General features: G+C 70.6%; 15 protein-coding genes. 7 read left to right on the forward strand and 8 right to left on the reverse strand.

All coding sequences use genetic code 11. The features are described from left to right. The first annotated feature begins 20 nt into the window (after nucleotides 1-20). From Ate02nite_RS14445 to Ate02nite_RS14455, 3 genes are all read left to right on the forward strand, one after another. Complete coding sequence (locus Ate02nite_RS14445) at nucleotides 21-1,193, forward strand: helix-turn-helix domain-containing protein (RefSeq protein WP_203805537.1); 1,173 nt, start codon at nucleotides 21-23, stop codon at nucleotides 1,191-1,193. Between the two features lie 199 nt (nucleotides 1,194-1,392). After that, nucleotides 1,393-5,175 carry a GTPase gene (locus Ate02nite_RS14450; RefSeq protein ID WP_203805539.1) on the forward strand — a complete coding sequence of 1,261 codons (3,783 nt, stop codon included), beginning with the start codon at nucleotides 1,393-1,395 and terminating at the stop codon, nucleotides 5,173-5,175. Continuing rightward, nucleotides 5,165-6,886, forward strand: coding sequence for a GTPase (locus Ate02nite_RS14455; protein ID WP_203805541.1), 1,722 nt, complete (start codon nucleotides 5,165-5,167; stop codon nucleotides 6,884-6,886). The genes Ate02nite_RS14450 and Ate02nite_RS14455 overlap by 11 nt, the downstream gene beginning before the upstream one ends. Nucleotides 6,887-6,930: 44 nt before the next feature. Here the strand turns inward: Ate02nite_RS14455 and Ate02nite_RS14460 are convergent, their stop codons facing one another. After that, on the reverse strand, nucleotides 6,931-8,286 hold the full coding sequence (locus Ate02nite_RS14460; protein ID WP_203805544.1) for a DUF1996 domain-containing protein: 1,356 nt from the start codon (nucleotides 8,284-8,286) through the stop codon (nucleotides 6,931-6,933). Nucleotides 8,287-8,445: 159 nt separating this feature from the next. Between Ate02nite_RS14460 and Ate02nite_RS14465 the strand changes: the two genes are divergently transcribed. After that, nucleotides 8,446-9,024, forward strand: a complete 579-nt coding sequence (locus tag Ate02nite_RS14465; protein ID WP_203805546.1) for a TetR/AcrR family transcriptional regulator — start codon at nucleotides 8,446-8,448, stop codon at nucleotides 9,022-9,024. On the opposite strand, the gene Ate02nite_RS14470 is transcribed toward Ate02nite_RS14465, so the two are convergent. The 6 genes from Ate02nite_RS14470 to Ate02nite_RS14495 all read right to left on the reverse strand — a co-directional run bounded on the left by Ate02nite_RS14470 (nucleotide 9,001) and on the right by Ate02nite_RS14495 (nucleotide 15,329). After that, entirely contained in the window at nucleotides 9,001-9,672 is a 672-nt protein-coding gene (locus Ate02nite_RS14470; RefSeq protein ID WP_203805548.1) for a hypothetical protein, read from the reverse strand. The genes Ate02nite_RS14465 and Ate02nite_RS14470 overlap by 24 nt on opposite strands. 9 nt (nucleotides 9,673-9,681) lie before the next feature. Then, nucleotides 9,682-10,047: a nuclear transport factor 2 family protein gene (locus Ate02nite_RS14475; protein WP_203805550.1), complete on the reverse strand. Its 366-nt coding sequence runs from the start codon at nucleotides 10,045-10,047 to the stop codon at nucleotides 9,682-9,684. 74 nt (nucleotides 10,048-10,121) lie between these two features. Beyond that, entirely contained in the window at nucleotides 10,122-12,098 is a 1,977-nt protein-coding gene (locus tag Ate02nite_RS14480) for a beta-galactosidase (RefSeq protein WP_239147410.1), read from the reverse strand. A 62-nt stretch (nucleotides 12,099-12,160) separates the two neighbouring features. Further along, complete coding sequence (locus Ate02nite_RS14485) at nucleotides 12,161-13,495, reverse strand: ABC transporter substrate-binding protein (RefSeq protein WP_203805554.1); 1,335 nt, start codon at nucleotides 13,493-13,495, stop codon at nucleotides 12,161-12,163. A gap of 23 nt (nucleotides 13,496-13,518) precedes the next feature. Further along, the gene (locus Ate02nite_RS14490; protein ID WP_203805556.1) at nucleotides 13,519-14,424 is read right to left on the reverse strand and encodes a carbohydrate ABC transporter permease; all 906 of its coding nucleotides are present in this window, start codon (nucleotides 14,422-14,424) and stop codon (nucleotides 13,519-13,521) included. Further along, nucleotides 14,424-15,329, reverse strand: a complete 906-nt coding sequence (locus Ate02nite_RS14495) for a carbohydrate ABC transporter permease (RefSeq protein WP_354262369.1) — start codon at nucleotides 15,327-15,329, stop codon at nucleotides 14,424-14,426. Before Ate02nite_RS14495 ends, Ate02nite_RS14490 begins: the two co-directional genes overlap by 1 nt. Nucleotides 15,330-15,538: 209 nt before the next feature. Here Ate02nite_RS14495 and Ate02nite_RS14500 point away from each other — a divergent pair, with 209 nt between their 5' ends. Next, nucleotides 15,539-16,525, forward strand: coding sequence for a LacI family DNA-binding transcriptional regulator (locus tag Ate02nite_RS14500; protein ID WP_203805825.1), 987 nt, complete (start codon nucleotides 15,539-15,541; stop codon nucleotides 16,523-16,525). On the opposite strand, the gene Ate02nite_RS14505 is transcribed toward Ate02nite_RS14500, so the two are convergent. Next, entirely contained in the window at nucleotides 16,520-16,906 is a 387-nt protein-coding gene (locus Ate02nite_RS14505) for a hypothetical protein (RefSeq protein WP_203805558.1), read from the reverse strand. The two genes, Ate02nite_RS14500 and Ate02nite_RS14505, sit on opposite strands and share 6 nt — an antisense overlap. 103 nt (nucleotides 16,907-17,009) lie before the next feature. Between Ate02nite_RS14505 and Ate02nite_RS14510 the strand changes: the two genes are divergently transcribed. Both Ate02nite_RS14510 and Ate02nite_RS14515 read left to right on the forward strand, forming a co-directional pair. Next, complete coding sequence (locus tag Ate02nite_RS14510; RefSeq protein ID WP_203805560.1) at nucleotides 17,010-18,410, forward strand: alpha/beta hydrolase family protein; 1,401 nt, start codon at nucleotides 17,010-17,012, stop codon at nucleotides 18,408-18,410. Between the two features lie 119 nt (nucleotides 18,411-18,529). Beyond that, nucleotides 18,530-19,252 (forward strand): CYTH domain-containing protein, encoded by a 723-nt coding sequence (locus tag Ate02nite_RS14515; protein WP_203805561.1) that lies wholly within the window; start codon nucleotides 18,530-18,532, stop codon nucleotides 19,250-19,252.

The following is a 19,252-nucleotide window of genomic DNA, read 5'->3' on the forward strand; positions in this document are numbered from 1 at the left end:
GGACCGGTTAGCGTCGATCCATGTCCAGGACGGACGACTTCGGGGTGGAGCTCCAGCGCCGCCGGGTGGCCGCGGGGGTGTCCCTGCGCGGGCTGGCAACACTTGTGCATTACGCCGCGTCACATCTGAGCCGGGTGGAGAACGGCCTGAGCCACGCCGGCCCGGACCTGGCCCGGCTCTGCGACGAGGCGCTCGCGGCCGGCGGTGCGCTGGCCGCCCTGGTACGGGACGAGCCGGCACCCGGGCCACGACCGGAGGCCGGCGCCGGCGAGGCCTCGTTCGCCGCCGGAGGGACCATAGCCGACGATCCGGCGAGCCGTCACGCCCTGCGACAGACGTTCCGCCAATTGCGCGCGACCGGCCGGCAGACGGCGCCGGCCCTGGTGATCCCGGTCGCGAAGGTGCAGACCCGCATCGTCACCGACCTCGCCGCGCAGTCGCACGGCCCGGTCCGCGACGAGCTGTTCGAGCTGGCCGCGCATCATGCCGAGTTCGTGGGCTGGATGCTGCAGGAGGACGGCGATCCGGCCGGTGCGCTGGAGTGGACGACCCGCGCGGTGCAGCTGAACTCACCGACCGGCCGGTCCGACATGGCGGCGTACGCCCTGGTCCGCCGGGCCGAGCTGGCGCTCTACCGGAACCGTCCCGACCGGGTCATCGCCCTGGCCGCGCAGGCGCAGGAGATCGCCGGGATCAACCCGCGGATCGGTGCGCTGGCCGCCCAGCGGGAGGCGGCCGGGCACGCGCTGCTCGGCAACCGCGCCCGGTGCGAGGCGGCGCTGGCCCGGTCGTCGGAGCGGTGGGCCGGGCGCTCCCCCGCCGGGCGGCATCGAAACGATCTGTTCGGCTCGTCGTCGGTGCCGGACCTGCACGCGATGGTCGCCGCGTGGTGCGAAGTCGATCTCGGCCGGCCGGATGCCGCGACCGAGAAGATCACCGCGGTGCTGTCCACCGTGCCCGGCGATGCGCGGCGGGCGCGCACGCTGCTGCGGGCCCGCCTCGCCGTGGCGCAGGCCCTGCGCGGTGACCTCGACTCGGCCTGTGCCCAGGCCGATCTCCTGCTGGCCGACGCGCGGGTGCTGGACTCGGCCACCACCCGCTGCCAGCTGCGCCGGCTCTCCCGGGTGCTACGCCGGTGGCCGCGGAACCAGCGGGCGGCCGAGACCAGGACGCAGATCAACCGCCTGCGCTGATCGGCAACAGGCAACACATTGAAGCCCGGACCGGAGTACGCGGACGATGAAGGACGGGCCGCCATCGGCTGTTGTCGCCTTTCGGACATGCCAGCTCAAGTTGATGTTCATGCATGCCCGGCGGTCGCGCCGTGCATCACACCGAGGCCGATGAAAGGCCCCTACGCGGTCACTCCTCGAAGGGTTTTCGATGACGTCGATGGATCTGGGAGAGGCCACCCGCCGCGCCGTTGAGCAGAGCCGGCCGTACGCAGTCTGGCTCTCCGACCTGCTCGGCGACCTGTCCGGAACACTGCGCAAGATGCCCCGGCCGCAGGCCGCGGCCGACTATCCCGACCTGAGGGAATCAGCCAAGCTGGACCGGGTTCTCGTCGAGGCGGTCGTCGACGAGTTGCTCGCGACCCGCGAGGTCCTCCGCGGGTCGATCGACCATTTCAACATCGTCCTGTTCGGACGCACCATGGCCGGCAAGAGCACCGCGATCGAGACACTGATCGGCGGCGACGGCCGGTCCATCTCCGACGGGCAGTGCGACAACACCGTCGAGGTCGAGAAGATCGACCTGGACGGCTACCGCCTCTACGACACCCCGGGCGTCGACGGCTGGGGCCGCTCGGTCGAGCGGGAGCAGCTGGAGGAGCTGGCCGAGGGCGCGGTGGCCGAGGCCGACCTGGTCGTGCTGTGCTTCGACAGCTTCGGCCAGCAGGACACCGAGTTCGGCAAGGTGGCGTCCTGGGTGGCGGCCTACGGCAAGCCCGCGGTGGCGCTCTTCAACGTCAAGAACGCGCTCTGGCGGATGCCGAACCGGGTCGGCGATCCGGAGACCCGCCTGCGCCTGTCCGAGACGGTCGCCGAGCACGCCGGGCATATCGCCGCCGGACTGGCCGAGATCGGGCTGGGCGAGGTGCCGATCGTGGCGGTGCACTCGCACCGCGCCTTCACCGCCCGTGCCTCCGACGACTACGCCGGGCCGAACGCGGTCGCCATCCACCGCCAGCGTGCGGATCTCGACGCCGGCACGTTGTGGGAGTGGTCCAACTTCGGCACGTTCACCGGCCTGGTCGAGACGGCCATCGCGACCGATGCGGTCGAGCTGCGGCTGGGCCGGGTGTTCCAGCAGGTGATCGGCGCGCTGGACCGGGCCGATGTGATCTTCTACCAGCAGGTCGAGGAACCGGCCGAGGCGACCGCCGAGCCGATCGAGGACGGCCTGCGCCGGATCCTCACCCAGCTGGGTGAACCGGCCGCCGGCAATCCGCAGCTCGCGACCCTTCGCGCGCACCTGGCCGAGCTGCGCGGCGTGCACGGCCGGCCGATCGAGGTGGTCGAGGCCGGCACCGCGCAGCGGTACGCCCGGGACGTGATCGCGAGCGCCACCACCGCGTTGCGTACCGCGGCGCTGCACAAGGCCGACGAGGCCGTCGACGCCGCGATCAGCAGCGGCACGAAGTGGACGAGCGAGCAGTTCGTCGCCCGCGTCTTCGACTCCAGGGCGGCCGAGGAGCGAAGCCGGCAGGTCCTCACCGACCTGTCGAAGTACCTCGACGAGGGACTCGGCCTGGCCGTCGCCGACATGCGGGCCGAGGTGAAGCTGGCCGAGAAGGCCACCGACCTGGTCGACGGCCGGGCCGGCCGGCACTTGCGCAAGTGGGGTTACGGCGTCCAGTACGGCGGGGTGGCGGCCGGCGCGGTGGCCATCGCCATCGGGATCAGCCCGATCGGCTGGGCGATCGGCACCGGCGTACTGGTCGCCGCCGGTGTCAGCCTCGTCGCCGGCTGGGTCGGCAAGCTGCTGCGCCGCAACGCCGCCGCCAAGAAGGCCGAGGCGCAGAACGCCGCCCGGCTCGGCGCCCGGCAGGCGGTCAACGACGCGCTCGACGGCTTCGAGCAGGCCCTGCTGGGGCAGTTCGACGCGATGATCGCCAACGGCCAGGCCGGCGCCGCGGCCCCGGCCGCCGCGCGCGCGGTCCACCTGCGCCGGTCGGTCGCCGCCGTGAACGCACGGCGGGCGACCATTCAGGCGCACCGGCGCGCGGTGGACGACACGAAGAGCTCCTGGCGCGCCGAGAGCCGGCCCGGCGGCGAGACCGAGGACTGGACGGCCACCGACATCCTGCGGGCCGCCGAGGTGCGGTACGAGCAGACCACCGGCCTGATCGGTGCTGATCTGTGGCTCGGCGAGTCGTGGATCGAGGCCGAGGAACGGCCCGAGGTGGTGGTCACCGTCGCCGCCCGGCCGGCCGCTCCGCGCCCGCGCCGGGTGTTCCGCCAGTTCCGGCGGACGCTCCGCACGTTCACCGAGTCGATCACCGCGGTGCCGCGTCCGGGCAGCGCGAAGGAGTGGCTGGGTCAGGCGCGCGACGTGCTCGGGCACGAGCCGGGCTTCCGGCCATACCTCGACGAGTTGTCCACGCTCGACGCCGGTGACAAGCCCCGGGTGGTCCTGTGCGGCGACTACGACACCGGCAAGAGCTCGTTCATCCGCCGGCTCCTGGTCGATGCCGGGCTTCCGGTGCCGCACAGCCTCAAGATCCGCGGCAACCCGACGACCGCCGTCGTCGCCGAGTACGACTGCGGTGACTTCATCCTGGTCGACACGCCCGGCTTCCACAGCGGGGTCCCGGCGCACACCGAGGTGGCCCGGGCCGCCCTGGCCGACGCGGCCGGGGTGCTCTACCTCTTCGGTGGCAACCTGGTGCGCGCCGACCGGACCGACCTGACCGCGGTGCTGGCCGGCGACCCCGAGGTCGGTCTGCCGGCGAAGGCCGGCCGGGCCCTGTTCGTGATCAACCGGGCCGACGAGCTGTGCCCCGACCCGGTCGCCGACCTCGACGGGTACGCGAAGCTCTGCGACCGCAAGCGGGAGGAGCTGCACACCGCGCTCGGCACTCCCTCGGTGTCGCTCGACCAGATCTTCTGCATCGCGGCGGATCCGTTCCAGTCCGGCGGGCGGCGTCCGGCGGACTATGACGCCTTCCGGGACTGGGACGGCGTCGACGAGTTGCGGGAGGCGCTCGCCGACATCACCGCACGGCTGCGGGTCAACGCCGGGGACGTGGCGATCCTGGGCGGCGGCCTCACCCGGGTGGCGCGGTGGCGGACCGGGCTGAGCGCCGAGCTGGCCGCGATCGACGAGCGCACCCGGCAGATCGATCAGCTGATCATCGAGATGCAGCGCCGCGAGCAGACCGGCCGGGCGATGGCCAAGGAGCGCTCCTCGGCGCTCGGGCGGCAGCTCAGCGACTTCGCCATGGCCCTGGTGCGGGAGGCGTTCGCGCAGCCGGAGGGCGGCCAGGAGCGGCTGGCCCTGCGGCTGGACAACCTGGCCGAGGACCAGGCCTTCATCGACCTGGTGAACCGGTGGCAGAAGACCGGCGCCAAACAGATCAAGGGCTGGTGCAAGGAGGCTCGGAAGGGACTGTCGGTCCTGGTCGACCGGGAGTCGTTCGCCCAGGCCTTCCCGGACCGGCCGGACTCGCCGAACACCGATGTGCTCCGCCGGAGCTTCCGCCGCAACGTCCGGGACGTGGTCCGCGGTGCCACCGGCTTCCTGGCCAAGGCCGCGGACCGGATCAACGCGGCCCGCGCCGCCAAGGCGACGGCCGACGTGGTGGCCAAGGCCTCCAGCCTGGCCAAGTTCTCGGTCGCGCTGCAGGGCGTGACGATGCTCTGGGACGTGTACTCGCTGATCCGCGAGGCGAAGGAGGAGGAGGCCCGGGCGCGGGCCGAGATCAAGCTGCGCGCGGAGGTCGACGCGACCGCCCAGGCCCTCGCCGCGGCCTACGTGGCCACCGATCCGTCGCTGGCCGAGCTCGACGCGGTGCTGCGCGCGCTCGGGGTGGCCCAGCAGCAGCTGTCCCGCGAGGCCGAGAACGAAGAGGAACCGGCGGCCGCGGTCCGCGACCGCATCCGCCGCTGCGACGACATCGCCGCCGACGCCCGGCACCGGCTGGGCACCGAGGAGAACCGTCATGGTCGATGACCTGATCGAGAGCTGGCTCGCCGACCTCCGCACCGCGCTGGCGGCACTGGACGACGGCGAGGCGGACGCCCGCTGGGCGGAACACACGGCCGAGGCCGGTTTGCGGACGGCCGCCTACGGCCCGTACGACGCGGGCAAGTCCACCCTGCTGAAACGCCTGCTGGTGGCGGACGGCACCGAGGTGCCGGGCTGGCTCACGGTGGCCGGGCACCCGGAGACCGACGAGAGCCGCCCGATCCGCTCCGGTGACCTGGTCTACGTCGACACGCCGGGCACCCGCAGCGGCGTGGACGCCTCCGACGAGCTGGCCCACCTGACCGCCGAGCAGGCCGACGTGCTTCTGGTGGTGGTCTCGCCGAAGCTGCTCGGCGGCGACACCGCGCGCCTGCTGGCCACCGTCCGGGAGGCGGCCCGCCGCGCGCCGGCCTCGGTGCTCTTCGTGATCACCCAGCTGGACACGCTGCAGGACCCGGAGTACGACCCGGACGGCTATCGGGAGCTGGCCGGCCGCAAGCGCGCGGAGCTGCTCGCCCTGCTCGCCACCCGGGACATCACCGGGTCGGCGGTGCACACGGTCAGCGCCGACCCCTACGGCCGGGTGGGCAAGAAGGCAGCGCCGCAGCCCGCCGACTACGGCGACAGCGCCGGCTGGGACGGCATCGAGGAGCTACGCGCCGATCTCGCCACCCGCCTGCCGCGACAGGACGAGCTACGCCGGGCGGCCGCGGCCCGCTACTGGACCGGCACCGGCACGCGGGCCGTCGCCGCGGCCCGAACCCGGGCGAACGGGCTGCAGGCTGAGCTGTCCGACGCGCAGGAGCACCGCCGCCGGGCCGTGGCGCTGGCGCGTCGACTGGACGCGCTCGACGCACGGGCCCGGTCGGATCTGCACGGGTCGATCCGGGACGAGATGACGTCGGCCAAGAGCGCGACGGCCTACGCGTCGGTGGACAACCTGCTCACGGCGATCGACCAGCGATTGCGCGGCTGTGTCGAGGCGTGGCTCACCAGGTCGGGCAGCGAGTTGCGGGAGATCGCCGAGGAAGCCGCGACCGAGGGCGCCCTCGCCACGACCGGCCCGGGCTCCTTCCGGAAATACCTGCACCGGGTCGCCGATCTGGGCGAGACCGGTGCCGCCGGTGGCGGCGGAAAGGGCCGCTTCGGTGACATCGTCACCACCGGCAGCGCCCATGCCGGCCGGCTGAGCGGCGAGGTCTTCAAGATCAAGCACGGGATGCCGGTCGAGACGGCCCGGGCCGAGCTGGACCGGCTGAAGGAATTCGACGCCGAGAAGCTGGCCGAGTACTTCGCCGGCGAGGGCAAGTTCGGCGACAAGGAGCACGTCGAGGCGGTCACCAAGTCGGTCAAGACCGTCGACGTCGTCGCCAACATCGTGCCCACCGTGGCGGAGTTCGGCACGTTGCTGTTCCGTCAGGTCACCGAGGAGGTCCGGGAGAAGCGGGCCCGGGCCCGGGAGGCCAAGCTGCGTAAGGAGATCAACGAGACAGCTGATCGCATCGCCGAATTCCTGCTCGCGAACAGCCCCGAGCAGGGCGGCACGGGATGGGCCCGGGCGGTCGAGACGATCCGGGCCGGCATCGAGGCGGGTGCGCCGGGCGACGACGTGGTCAAGACCATGATCGCCGACCTGGCCGCGGTCGAGCGGGCCACCCTGGCCGTCGAGTCGATCCTGGCTCGCGAGCCACGCTGACCGGGCGCGCACCGTGGCGGCGGTGCGCGCCTGCACGGCGTACGTCAGAAGTTGCCTTCGGTGTTGCATTTGGCTTTTTGGACCAGGCAGTTCTTGACCCGCTGGCTCTGCGCCAGGTTGTCCCAGGCGAAGAACGCGTCGCCGTGCATCGACGACGCCAGGCCCGAGGCCAGGCGGAAACCGTTCGCGGAACCGCTTGTGGGATAGGAGATCAGGAAGGACAGGTTCGGGATGGCGACCGGGAAGTCGCCCTTGCAGGTGCCGTCGTAGCTGTAGGCGACGTGGGCCTTGTGGGTGGGGCTGTCCAGGTTCTTGCCGTCCCAGCAATCTTGGAAGACCAGGTGGAACATGAGTACGGCGGTGGAGGCGCAGATCGGCCAGTTGCCATCCGCGCTGCGGCCGATCTGGCCGCCGGGGCCGGCGCAGTAGAACGCGTTGACCGAGCCGTCCGGGGTCGGCGTCTGCAGTTTGGCGTCGCCGGCGATCATCCGGAAGCCCTGCGGGAACGGCTTGGTGACGCTCGGGTCGGTGATCCGGGAGCCGTAGTAGACGACCACGTCCTTCGGCTCGATGGCCTGGTCACCGTTGTAGAGGGTGGGAATCCAGTAGGCCGACAGGTCCGGCGCCGGCTTGCAGGACGTGCCGGCGTTGGCCAGCAACGTTGAGGTCGTGGTGTACGCGTCGGTCTTGGTGTTGCCGAGGAACGTGTGCATGTGCGACGCGCCGGGCATGCCGGGGAAGATGATCGGGTCGTCGGTGTGTGAGTGGCTGTAGACGCAGCTCGCGTTGAACTCCGGCACCCGCACCACGCCGGCCGGCACCGGCTTCGGGGTCAGCGCGTTGAACTGGGCCAGCTGGGCGTTCCAGGCGGCCTGGTCGATCGGGATCCAGCCGGCTCCGCCGCTGGGCGCGCCGTCGCCGAACGAGAACCAGTTGAGGTTGACGAAGTCGCCGCCGGTGGTATTGCGCAGCAGCGCGAACACCGTCTGGCTGCCGGTCGGGTGGGTGGCCACGCTGGTGGTCTGGGTGGTCCAGACCTGCCAGCCGCCGGTGTTGGCGATGGCGAAGGTGGCCAGCACCGGGCCGGTCGCCGAGCCGGTGCGCAGCTCGATGCTGCCGGTGCCGGTGGCCGAGGCCACCCGGGCCTGGACGGTGAGCGTGCCGGCCGCGCCGAGGTCGACGTTGTCGTAACGCAGCCAGTCGCCGTTGGCGAGGTAGGCGACGTTCTGCCCGCCGCCGGTGTCGGCGGTGCCCTCGACCTGCGCGCCGGACTGCGCGGCGTAGGCCTCGGCCTGGACGGTGATGGTGGCGGCGTCGGCTCGCGCCGGCGCCAGGACGAGCGTGGCGGCCACCGTGAGGGCGGCGGCCGCAAGCACGCGGATTCGTGGGGATGAATGCATCGACACTCCTAGGGGATTCGGGGATCAGGAGTGCCAGGAGTATCGAGGCTCGGGAAGCGCTCTCTCAACATTCCCCCGTTTTAATCAACGCCATATGCCGAAACATGCGCGAAATCTCGGGAAGCGCTTCCCCAGCGCGCGGCCGGTAGTCTGAGCGCGATGACTAGCACCGGGCCGGGCCGGCCCCGGGACCCGCAGGTCGACCGGCGGATCGGCCAGGCCGCCCTGGACGTGTTCGGCGAACTGGGCTGGGCCGGCTTCGCGATGGAGGCCGTCGCCCGGCGCGCGGGCGTCGGCAAGGCCTCACTGTATTTGCGGTGGAGCAGCAAGGAAGCGCTGCTCAACGACGCGCTGACCACCGGCCTGGTGCGAATCAGCGACGTCGACACCGGCACCGTGCACGGCGACCTGATCGAGCTGGCCACCCAGATGATCGACCTCTACCTGGGCCCGGCCAGCCGCGCCGCGATGCGGCTCAACCTGGAGGCCCGCACGATCCCGGGCATAGCCGAGAACTACGCGGCGATGCGCACGGCCCAGACCCGAGCGGCCCGGGCGATCGTCCGGCGTGGCATCGACCGCGGCGAGTTACCACCGGAGACGTCGGTGACGCTGCTGCTGGACACGCTGGTCGGCGGCGCGATGATGCACGCCCTGAACACCCCGGCCGAGAAGCGCACGCCGGACCACGCCCGAGACCTGGTCGACTTCCTGCTACACGCCGTCGCCGTCCTCTGACGCGAACCAGCCGGTGGCCGGGCGGACCGGGGGCGGCGGCGGGGTCGGTTCGACCGGTGGCTGGGGTGGCCAGAGCAGGGTGCTGCGGTCGGCGGCGGCACGGATGGCCTCGCCGTCGACCTCGGTGCGGGACTCGGTGATGCCGAAGGCCGGCCAGGCCAGGACGAACGTCACCGGGCCGGCCGGCGGCAGCGGGGACACCCAGAAGGTCTGGTTGGCGCTCAGGTCGCCACTGCTGCCGCCGCCCTGCCGGGTCAGCGTCAGCGGGCTGAGCACGCCCGGGCCGAGCATCCGGAAATCCTCCAGGGTGGAGGCCCGGGCGCCGTCGGCGTACTCGATGCCGAACAGCAGGCGGTCCTCGGCCGCGACCGGCAGGCCGGGGTGGCCGTGCCCGCCGACCAGCGCGAACAGGCTGCCGGGCGGCACCTCCGGGCCGAGCACCCGCAGCCGGACCGCGAGCGTGAAACGGAAGCCGGTCGAATAGACCTCGACCTGGCTGATCCCCACCGCGGTGTCGTCGGTCTTGCTGAGCAGCGCGGTGATCCCGGCCCCGGCCGGCAACTCGTTCTCCGGCGGCGAGATCCGGCGCTGCCACTCCAGCATCTGCTCGGGGCTGGGTGGCTCGTGGTCACTGCGAACAAAATGCACGACACGCTCCTAGGGCCGGAAATAGTCGCGGAGGTGGGCGATCCGATCGCCGTCGCGGCGGAAGATCTGGACCAGCGACATGGTGCTGTGCGGGTTGTCGAAGACCGTGTCGATCTCGGCGATGAACACGTCGGGGTCGGCGGTCTCGTGCAGGACGTAGCGGGACTTCTCCATGCTGAGCGTGCCGGGCACGACAACGCTCTGATAGACGCCGATGCCAGCCCGGATCGCCTCGCGGCCGGAAAGGCGGTGGCCGGTCAGCGGCACCTCGTAGACGCCGTCCGGGGTGAACAGGTCGGCGTAGGCATCGGGGTTGCGGGTGATGGCGCCGGCGTAGATGTACCGCTCGAAGAGGTCTTTATGGGAGAGGCTCACTCTCCACCATTGCACAAAAGGGCCCGGCGGCGCTGACCGCACGCCGCCGGGCCGGAGATCCACGCCTGGAACGGTCAGGCGCGGATCACGGCCACTCCCCTGGCGGGAAGGGTGGCCTCGGTTGCTCCCAGGGCCGAGATGTCGATCGGCTCGTCGGTGCGGTTCAGCACGAAACGGAAGTCTCCTCGCTGCGCGAGTTCGACTTTGCCGCGCAGCTCGGCCGGGAGATCGCTCGGCACGCCGGCTCGCTCCAGCAGGGTGGTCAACACCGGAGCAAGCCCTTCGGGCCCAAGACGAGAGGAAACGTACGCGGCGGAGCCGTTGCCAACCGCGCGGCGTGTCACTGCCGGTCGGCCGGCCAATTCACCGGTCTCGTAACTCGCGAGAACGTCCACAGCCGGGTCGGTCAGGTCGATCCGGTCGGTCCACAGCGTTCCCGTGGTGCCGTTGGAGAGCGGAGCCGTCTCGCCGTCCAGCAGCGGGGCGAACTCCTCGATGCGGATGCCGAGCAGGTCGCGCAGCGCGCCGGGGTAGCCGCCCAGCCACACGTGGTCGTGCTCGTCGACGATGCCGCTGAAGTACGTGGTGACCAGGTGGCCGCCGGCGCTCACGTACGCGTCGAGGCGCTTGGCCAGGTCAGCGGGAACGATGTGCAGGACCGGGGCGACAAGTACGTCGTACTCCTCGAGGGGTGCGCCCAGCGGGACCACGTCCGCCCGTACGCCCAGGTTGAGGAATGTGGTGTACCAGTCCAGGGCCTCCTGGCGGTAGCGCAGCCGGTCGGTCGGGTGTGAGTCCAGCTCCGACGCCCACCAGGACGGCCAGTCGAACAGGATGGCGGCCCGGGCCCGGGTGCGCGGGGTGCCGGCCAGCTCTGACAACGTTGCCAGTTGCGCGCCGAGCGCGGTGACCGCGCGGAACAGGTCGCTGTCGGCGCCGGCGTGCGGCAGCATCGCCGAGTGGTACTTCTCGGCGCCGGCCCGGGACTGCCGCCACTGGAAGAAGCAGACCGCGTCGGCCCCGTGCGCGACGTGGGTGAGCGAGTCGCGGGCCAGCTCACCGTCCTTCTTCGGCACGTTGACCGGCTGCCAGTTGACGGCGCTGGTCGAGTGCTCCATCAGGAACCACGGCTGCCCGCCGGCCAGGTTGCCGGTCAGGTTGGCCGAGAACGACAGCTCGTCCACGGACTGCGGGCCGGGCAGCCGGTAGTGGTCGTTGGAGACGAAGTCGACCTCGTCGGCCCAGGCCGCGTAGTCCATCCCCTTGGTCTCGCCCATGACCATGAAGTTGGTGGTCACCGGGATGTCCGGGGTGATCTCCCGGAGGATCTCCTTCTCGGCCCGCAGGTACGCCAGGAGCGCGTCCGAGGAGAACCGCTTGAAGTCGAGCTGCTGCCCCGGGTTGGGGTGGGTGGCGGCCAGCCGCGGCGGGATGATCTCGTCCCAGGCGGTGTAGCGCTGCGACCAGAACGCGGTGCCCCAGGCGTCGTTGAGCTCGTCCAGGGTCGCGTACTTGTCGCGCAGCCACACCCGGAAGGCGCGGGCCGCGTCGTCGGAGTAGTCGTAGACGTTGTGGCAGCCGAGCTCGTTGGAGACGTGCCAGGCCACCACGGCCGGGTGCTCCTTGTACCGGTCGGCCAGCGCCCGGACCAGCCGCAGCGCGTGCTCGCGGAAGATCGGCGAGGTCGGTCGCCACTGCTGCCGGCCGCCGGGCCAGATCGTGTGCCCCTCGCGGTCCACCGGAAGGATCTCAGGGTAGGCGGCGGTCAGCCACGGCGGCGGGGACGCGGTCGCGGTCGCGAGGTCCACCGAGATGCCGTTGGCGTGCAGGAGGTCGATGGCGTCGTCGAGCCAGGCGAAGTCGTATTCGCCTTCGGCCGGCTCGAGCTTGGCCCACGAGAAGATCGCGAGCGAAACGATGGTCACGCCGGCCGTACGCATGTGCTGGACGTCCTCGTCCCACACGGCACGCGGCCACTGGTCGGGGTTGTAATCCGCACCGAACTCCAGGCGAGGGGCTCCGGCGCGACGCAGCCATCGGGGGGAACTCACACGATCTCCTTGCATAAAATCCCGGGGCCCGCGCGCCCACCGCGCGGGCCCCAGGGGTGTCACTACTTGACGGTGAAGCCCTGCTCGGTGCCGTACTTGGCGGACTGCTCCTGCCACGCCTTCAGGCCGTCGGCCAGGGTGGTGCTGGAGACGTACGCCTTGCCGACGGTGTCGTTGAAGATGCTGTTCGAGTACACCTGGAACGGCAGGTAGGACCAGCCGGTGACCACGTTCTGCGCCGACTTCGCGAAGATCTCGTTGGCCTTCTGGCCGCCGAAGTACTTGAACTCGGTGTTCAGGAACGCGGGGTCGTTGAGCTGCTTGGTGGTGGCCGGGAAGGCACCGTTGTCGACGCGGATCTGCACGCCGTCACCGTCGTTGGCGTACTTCATGAAGCCGTACGCCAGCTCCTTGTTGGTGCCCTTGTCCATGATCGCGAGAGAGCTGCCGCCGTTCTCGGCGCTGGCGGTGCCGCCCGCGGTCCACTGCGGCAGTTCGGCGGCGCGCCACTTGCCGGAGCCGCCGGGGGCCGACGAGGTGAAGTTCGCGGGCATCCAGGCGCCGGTGGCGACCGTGGCGATGGTGCCGCCGGCGATGCCCTGGAACCACTGGTCGCTCCAGCTGGAGATCGGGGCGATCAGCTTCTCGGTGATCAGCTGCTGCCAGACCTTGGTGAACTCGGTAGCGCCCTGGTCGGCAAAGTTGATCGTGACGTTGGTGCCGTCGACGGTGTACGGCTTGCCACCGGCCTGCCAGATCAGGCTGGTGGTCAGGCCGGCGTCACCGGTGTCGTTGGTGATGTACGCCTTCGGGTCGGCCTTGTGCAGCTTGCGGGCCGCGTCCAGGTACTCGTCCCAGGTCTTCGGCACCTCGATGCCGTACTTGTCGAAGACCTCTTTGTTGTAGTACAGCGCCATCGGGCCGGAGTCCATCGGCAGGCCGTAGACGGTGCCGCCGCTGGTCACCGAGGACCACGGGCCGGGGGTGAAGTCGGCCTTGAGGGCGTCGGCGCCGTACCCGGCGAGCGAGGTCAGCGACTTGCCGAGGGCGAACTGCGGCAGCGCGTAGTACTCGATCTGGGCGACGTCCGGGACACCCTTGCCGGCCGCGATCGCGTTCTGCAGGGCGGTGTACTGGTCGTTGCCGGTACCGGCGTTGACCAGATTTACCTTGACGTTCGGGTACTTCTCCTGAAATTTCGTCACGACCTGCTTGAGCGTGGGCTCCCACGCCCACACGGTCAGGTCGCCGCCCTTTTCGAGGGCCGCGGTGACGTCCGCGTCGGAGACGGTGCCGGAGGACGACGAGGACGAGTCGGACGAATCGTCGCCACCACCACAGGCGGCCAAGCCGAGCGACAGCAGCGCAACCGCTGCGATGGGCAGGAACTTACGCATCAGGGAGGGATCCTTTCCCGGTTTCATTCTTTGACGCTTCCGGCGGCCAGACCTGACTGCCAGTAGCGCTGGAGGAGGAGGAACGCCGCGATGAGCGGCAGGATCGTGAGGAGCGATCCGGTGATGACGAGGTTGAAAACGGCCTGGCCACCGGCGGTCGCGGCCTGGGCGTTCCAGGCGTTGAGGCCGAGCGTGATCGGGTACCAGTCCGGGTCCTTCAGCATGATCAGCGGAAGGAAGTAGTTGTTCCAGGTGGCGACCGTGCTGATCAGCAGCACGGTGACGATGCCGGGAGCGAGCAGCGGCAGCGAGATCTTGAAGAACGTGCGGAACTCCCCCGCCCCGTCGACCCGGGCCGCCTCGAGGATCTCGTCCGGCACGGCCTCGGCCGAGAAGGTCCACATCAGGTAGAAGCCGAGCGGCGTCACCAGCGACGGGATGATCACGGCCCACGGCGTATTCGTCAGGTTCATCTTGCTGAACATGAGGAACGTCGGGACCGCGAGGGCCGTGCCGGGGACCGCGACCGCGCCGATCACGATCGCGAAGACGCCGCGCTTGCCCGGGAAGTCGAACTTGGCCAGCCCGTACCCGGCCAGCGTGGCCAGGACCGTCGCCCCGCCGGCGCCGACCACCACGTACAGCACGGTGTTGCCGAGCCAGCGGACGAACACCCCGTCCTGGTACGTCAGGGTGTCGTGGATGTTGGAGAACAGCGCGAACTTGCCGTCGTCGAACCAGAGCCCGAACGACGTGAACAGGCCGTCCTGGGTCTTGGTCGCGTTGATCAGCAGCCACGCCATCGGCACCAGGCTGTAGATCGCGAACAGCGCGACCAGGCCGGTGAGCAGGTAGCTCTTGCGGCGCCGGCGCTTGACCGCGACCGGCACGTCCGCCGCGGCGGGACGGGTACGCAACGCGGTGCTCATCAGCGGTCCCTGCTTCCGCGCAGCTGTACGACGTACGCGATGACCATGGTGACCAGGGCCATGATGATCGCGACGGTGGCGGCGTAGTTGTACTGCTGACCGGAGAAGGTCAGCGAGGAGGCGTACAGGTTCGGGGTGAAGAACGTGGTGATCGCGTTCTTCGCGAGCGGCCGCAGGATGCTCGGTTCGTTGAACAGCTGGAAGCTGCCGATCACCGAGAAGATCGTGGCGATGGTGATGGCGCCGCGGATGGCGGGCAGCTTGATCGCCGTAATGATCTTCATCTGGCTGGCGCCGTCGATCTCCGCCGACTCGTACAGAGACGTCGGCACGGTGGCCAGCGCCGAGTACAGAATGAGCATGTTGTAACCGATGAACTCCCAGGTCACGATGTTGCCGATGCTGGCCAGCACGATGTTCGGGGCGAGCGGGTCCAGCGTCGTACCGAGCCAGTCGTTGATGTTCTTGACCAGGCCGAACTGGTTGCCGTACATGAAGCCCCACATGAGCGTGGCGACGACGGCGGGCACCGCGTACGGCAGGAAGATCGAGACTCGGAAGAACGCCTTGCCGTAGAGCCGGCCGCTGTCGATCGCCAGCGCCACGATCAGGGCCAGAGCCAGCATGATCGGCACCTGGACGACCAGGAACAGCGAGACCCGGCCGAGCGCCGACCAGAACTGCGAGTCCTGCAGAGCCTTCGTGTAGTTGTCCAGCCCGACGAACGAGTTACCGCCGACGAGCTGGTTGCGATACAGGCTCAGGTAGATCGTGTACGCGATCGGCGCGAGGAACACAAATGCGAACACCAGCATGAAGGGTCCGACGAACTGCCAGCCCTTCCATGACCGGCCGCGGCGCTTCACGCGTACGCCCGGGGGCGCTGCCACCTGGGGAACTGCCACTTCTTCACCTCTTACATCTTGCACCGGGCCGTGCGAATGTTTACGTAAACATGCTGCTCAGGGCTGCATGTGCGGTTTTGTTTCAAGTAGTTCAACCACGTGATGTTTACGTAAACATCGTGGTGATAGTTTCACCGCGTGCACGGAACGTCAAGGAGTCCACGCCTGTGAACGAAACTCCCTCCCGCCGCCGGTCGCGCGGCGTATCGATGGCCGATGTCGCCGCCCTGGCCGGCGTGTCGTCGCAAACCGTCTCCCGGGTCTCCACCGGCCACCCCGGGGTGGTCGAGTCGACCCGCCGCCAGGTGCTGGACGCCATGCGCGAGCTGGGCTATCGCCCCAACAGCGCGGCCCGGGCGCTCAAGAGCGGCGAGTTCCGCACGCTCGGCGTCATCCTGTTCACCCTGGCGACCACCGGCAACAGCCGGACCGTCGAGGCCATCGCGGCCCAGGCCGCCCAGGAGGGGTACGCGATCACGCTCATCCCGGTCGCGGTGCCGACCCAGGACGGGGTGCTCGGGGCGTTCACCCGGCTCGGCGAGCTCGCGGTCGACGGCGTCATCGTGATCATGGAGGTGCACCTGCTCGACGCGGTCGAGCTGCAGCTGCCGCCGGGCGTGCAGGTGGTGGTGGTCGACTCCGACGCCGGCGACCGCTACCCGGTCGTCGACACCGACCAGGCCGACGGCGCCCGCCAGGCCGTCCGGCACCTGCTGGAATTGGGCCACGACACCGTCTGGCACGTGACCGGGCCGGAGGAGTCGTACTCCTCGGAGCGCCGGACCCAGGCCTGGCGGGAGGTGCTGTCCGACGCCGGCCGGCCGATCCCGCCGATCGAGCGCGGCGACTGGTCGGCCGCCTCCGGCTACCAGGCGGGCCTGCGCCTCGCCGCCCGCCCGGAATGCACCGCGATCTTCGCGGCGAACGACCAGATGGCCCTCGGCGTGCTGCGGGCCCTGCAGGAGAACGGCCGGCGGGTGCCGCAGGACGTGAGCGTGGTCGGCTTCGACGACCTGCCCGAGTCGGCCTCCTACCTGCCGCCGCTCACCACCGTCCACCAGGACTTCGCCGAGGTCGGCCGGCGGTGCGTGCAGGGGCTGCTGTCGCAGATCCGGGACGACCGCGGCGAGCCCGGGACCGTGCTGGTGCCGACCACGCTGGTGGCCCGGGCGAGCACCGCTCCCCCGTCGTCATAGCCGGTGCGGCTTGGGAAACCAGGCCCAGTGGTAGTCGCACCAGACCAGGCCGTCGTAGGACAGCACGGCGGTCCGCCCCGGCACCACGTAACGCCAACTGGCCCAGACCCGGCCCGGCATCAGCGTCGCGCTGCCGGCCGCCGGCAGCACCTCGGCCTCGACGACCGCGTCCGGCTCGGGGTGGCGGAAGTCGACCGGCCCGGCCCATAGACGCTCGTAATGCTCCCGCGCCCGGTCGACGACGGCCGCGGTGAAGGCCTTCGGATAGTCCTCCGGGCGGGGCCGCAGCTCACGCAGGGTCACCCCGGTGCCGTCCACGGCGAGTTCCCGTAGCAGCGGCTCGAGACGCCGGCGCAGGTCGACCGGATCCCACTCGTACACGCTCGGTCCACCTCCGTCCGGCCTGGGCCATCACCGTACCGACCGGCACCTCCCTTGACATCTGTGAACGTCGAGCCGTTGGATGTTACCCGGAGGTAATCAGATGATCACGTGGTCGAAACGAGCCGCCCTCGCCGTCCTCCTGGCCCTGCCGCTGACCGCCGTCGCGTCGCCCGCGTCGGCCGCGGCCTGTGTCGCTCCGGTGCCGAGCACCACCCAGCCCGGCTACACCGTCTTCGACCCGAACTGCGAGGTGAACGGCGCCCCGTTCACCGCCCTGCCCGGGGCCACCGTCCACACCGGAATCACCGGCGGCGCGGCCTACCGGATCGAGGTGCCGGCCGGCTGGAACGGCAAGCTCGTGGTGTACGCGCACGGCTACCGCGGCACCGGCACCACCGTCTACGTGGACAATCCCGACCTGCGGCAGCACTACCTCGACACCGGCTACGCGTGGGCCGCCTCCAGCTACGCGACAAACGGCTACGACGTGGGGCAGGGCGTGCGTGACTCGTACGGCCTGATCGGTCTTTTCCGGCAGTTGACCGGCTTTGCTCCGCGCAGCGTCATCATGACCGGCGAGTCGATGGGCGGCCAGGTCACCGCGGTGGCCATCGAGACCTACCCGCGCACGTTCAGCGGCGCCATGCCGTACTGCGGGGTCCTGGGCGACACCTCGCTGTTCGACTACTTCCTGGACGCCAACGTCACCGCCGCCGCGCTGACCGACGTGAAGATCAGCTTCCCGCGCACCGTGCCGCCGGACTCCTATCAGGACGAATGGCGCGCCCAGGTGGCCCGGATCCTGCCCGCGCTCGGCGTGACGGCCGGTCGGCCACCGGTCCTGACCGCCACCGGGAAGACCTGGTCGGACGTGGTGGAGCGGCGCACCGGCGGCGAGCGGCCCGGCTTCGACGGCGCCTTCTCCTACTGGAACACCGCGACCTCGCTGGCCCCGCTCAACGACCTGCCGTTCCTGTTCGGCCTCTACCCCGGTCTGAGCGGCGGCACCTCGAACATCGCCCCCGGCAACGTCACCGACAACCGGTTCACGTTCTATCGCAGCACCGACCGGCGCCGGCCGACCGCCGCGGAGTGGCGGCTGAACGCGTCGGTCCTGCGCGTGAAGCACACCGCCTCGGCCGACCCGGGCCTGGCCGGCATCCCGCGGGTGGATGGCAACCCGCGCATCCCGGTCCTCTCCCTGCACGACATCGGCGACCTGTTCGTCCCGTTCTCGATGGAACAGATCTACGCGTCCCGGGCCGCCGCCCACGGCCGGGCGGGGAATTTCGTGTCCCGGGCGATCCGTGGCACCGGCCACTGCGACTTCACCCAGCCCGAGCTGACCGAGGCCTTCGACGCCCTGACCACCTGGATCCAGACCGGCCACCGCCCGGCCGGCGACGCCATCCTCAACCCGAAGGTGGTCGCGTCACCCACCTTCGGCTGCCGGTTCACCCGCGGCACCCACCCCACGTTCGTCGCCACGGCCTGCCCCTGAGCTGCGCCTTCGGCATCAGGTACCCTTGGGGTGTACGGAAGGTTAACGGAAGGTGGACGGGGGTACGTGTTCCCCGCCCTCGGCCGTGGCTGAGGGTCGGTGCAACCGAAGGGGACACGTTGAAGCAGACGGCGGGATTCTGGCAGCGGGAGCCGTTGCGCAACCTCGCCGGTCAGGTCGAGCACGTCGAGCTGAAACTGGTGGTGCCGGAGCGCGGCGGCCGGTCGCTGGGCCTCGACCCCGACCGCCGGCCGAACCGCCGGGTCTACTTCCTGGACACCCCCGACCTGGACCTCTACCGGCACGGCGTGATCCTCCGGTTCCGCGACCGGTCCCGGGAGCGGGACGACGCGGTGATCAAGCTGCGGCCGGTCCGCCCTGGCCGGGTGCCGGGCTGGCTGCGGGACGCCGACCGGTTCCGGATGGAGATCGACGCGCTGCCCGGCCAGTCGGTCTGCTCGGGTGCGCTGAAGAAGCGGCTGGACCGCGGCGCCGTCGCCCGCACCCTGGCGGCCGGGCGGCCGCTGACCAGCCTGTTGTCGGCCCGGCAGCGCCGGCTGTTCTCCAGGTACGCCCCTAAGGGCGTCCGCCTGCGCGACCTGACCGTGTTCGGGCCGATCGACGTGCGGTGCCACAACCTCAAGCTGCGCGGCTTCGCTCGCGGGCTGACCGCCGAGCGCTGGCGCTACCCGGACGGTTCCGACCTGCTCGAGCTCTCCGCCAAGTGCCCGGTCGACGAGGCCGCCGCGGTGGCGGCCCGGATCTCCACCGCGCTGCGCAATTACGGGGTAGCCCCGGCCGGCCACCAGCGCACCAAGACCGAGATGGCCCTGCAGGCTTGA

Source organism: Paractinoplanes tereljensis, from assembly GCF_016862435.1.
Taxonomy (GTDB): domain Bacteria; phylum Actinomycetota; class Actinomycetes; order Mycobacteriales; family Micromonosporaceae; genus Actinoplanes; species Actinoplanes tereljensis.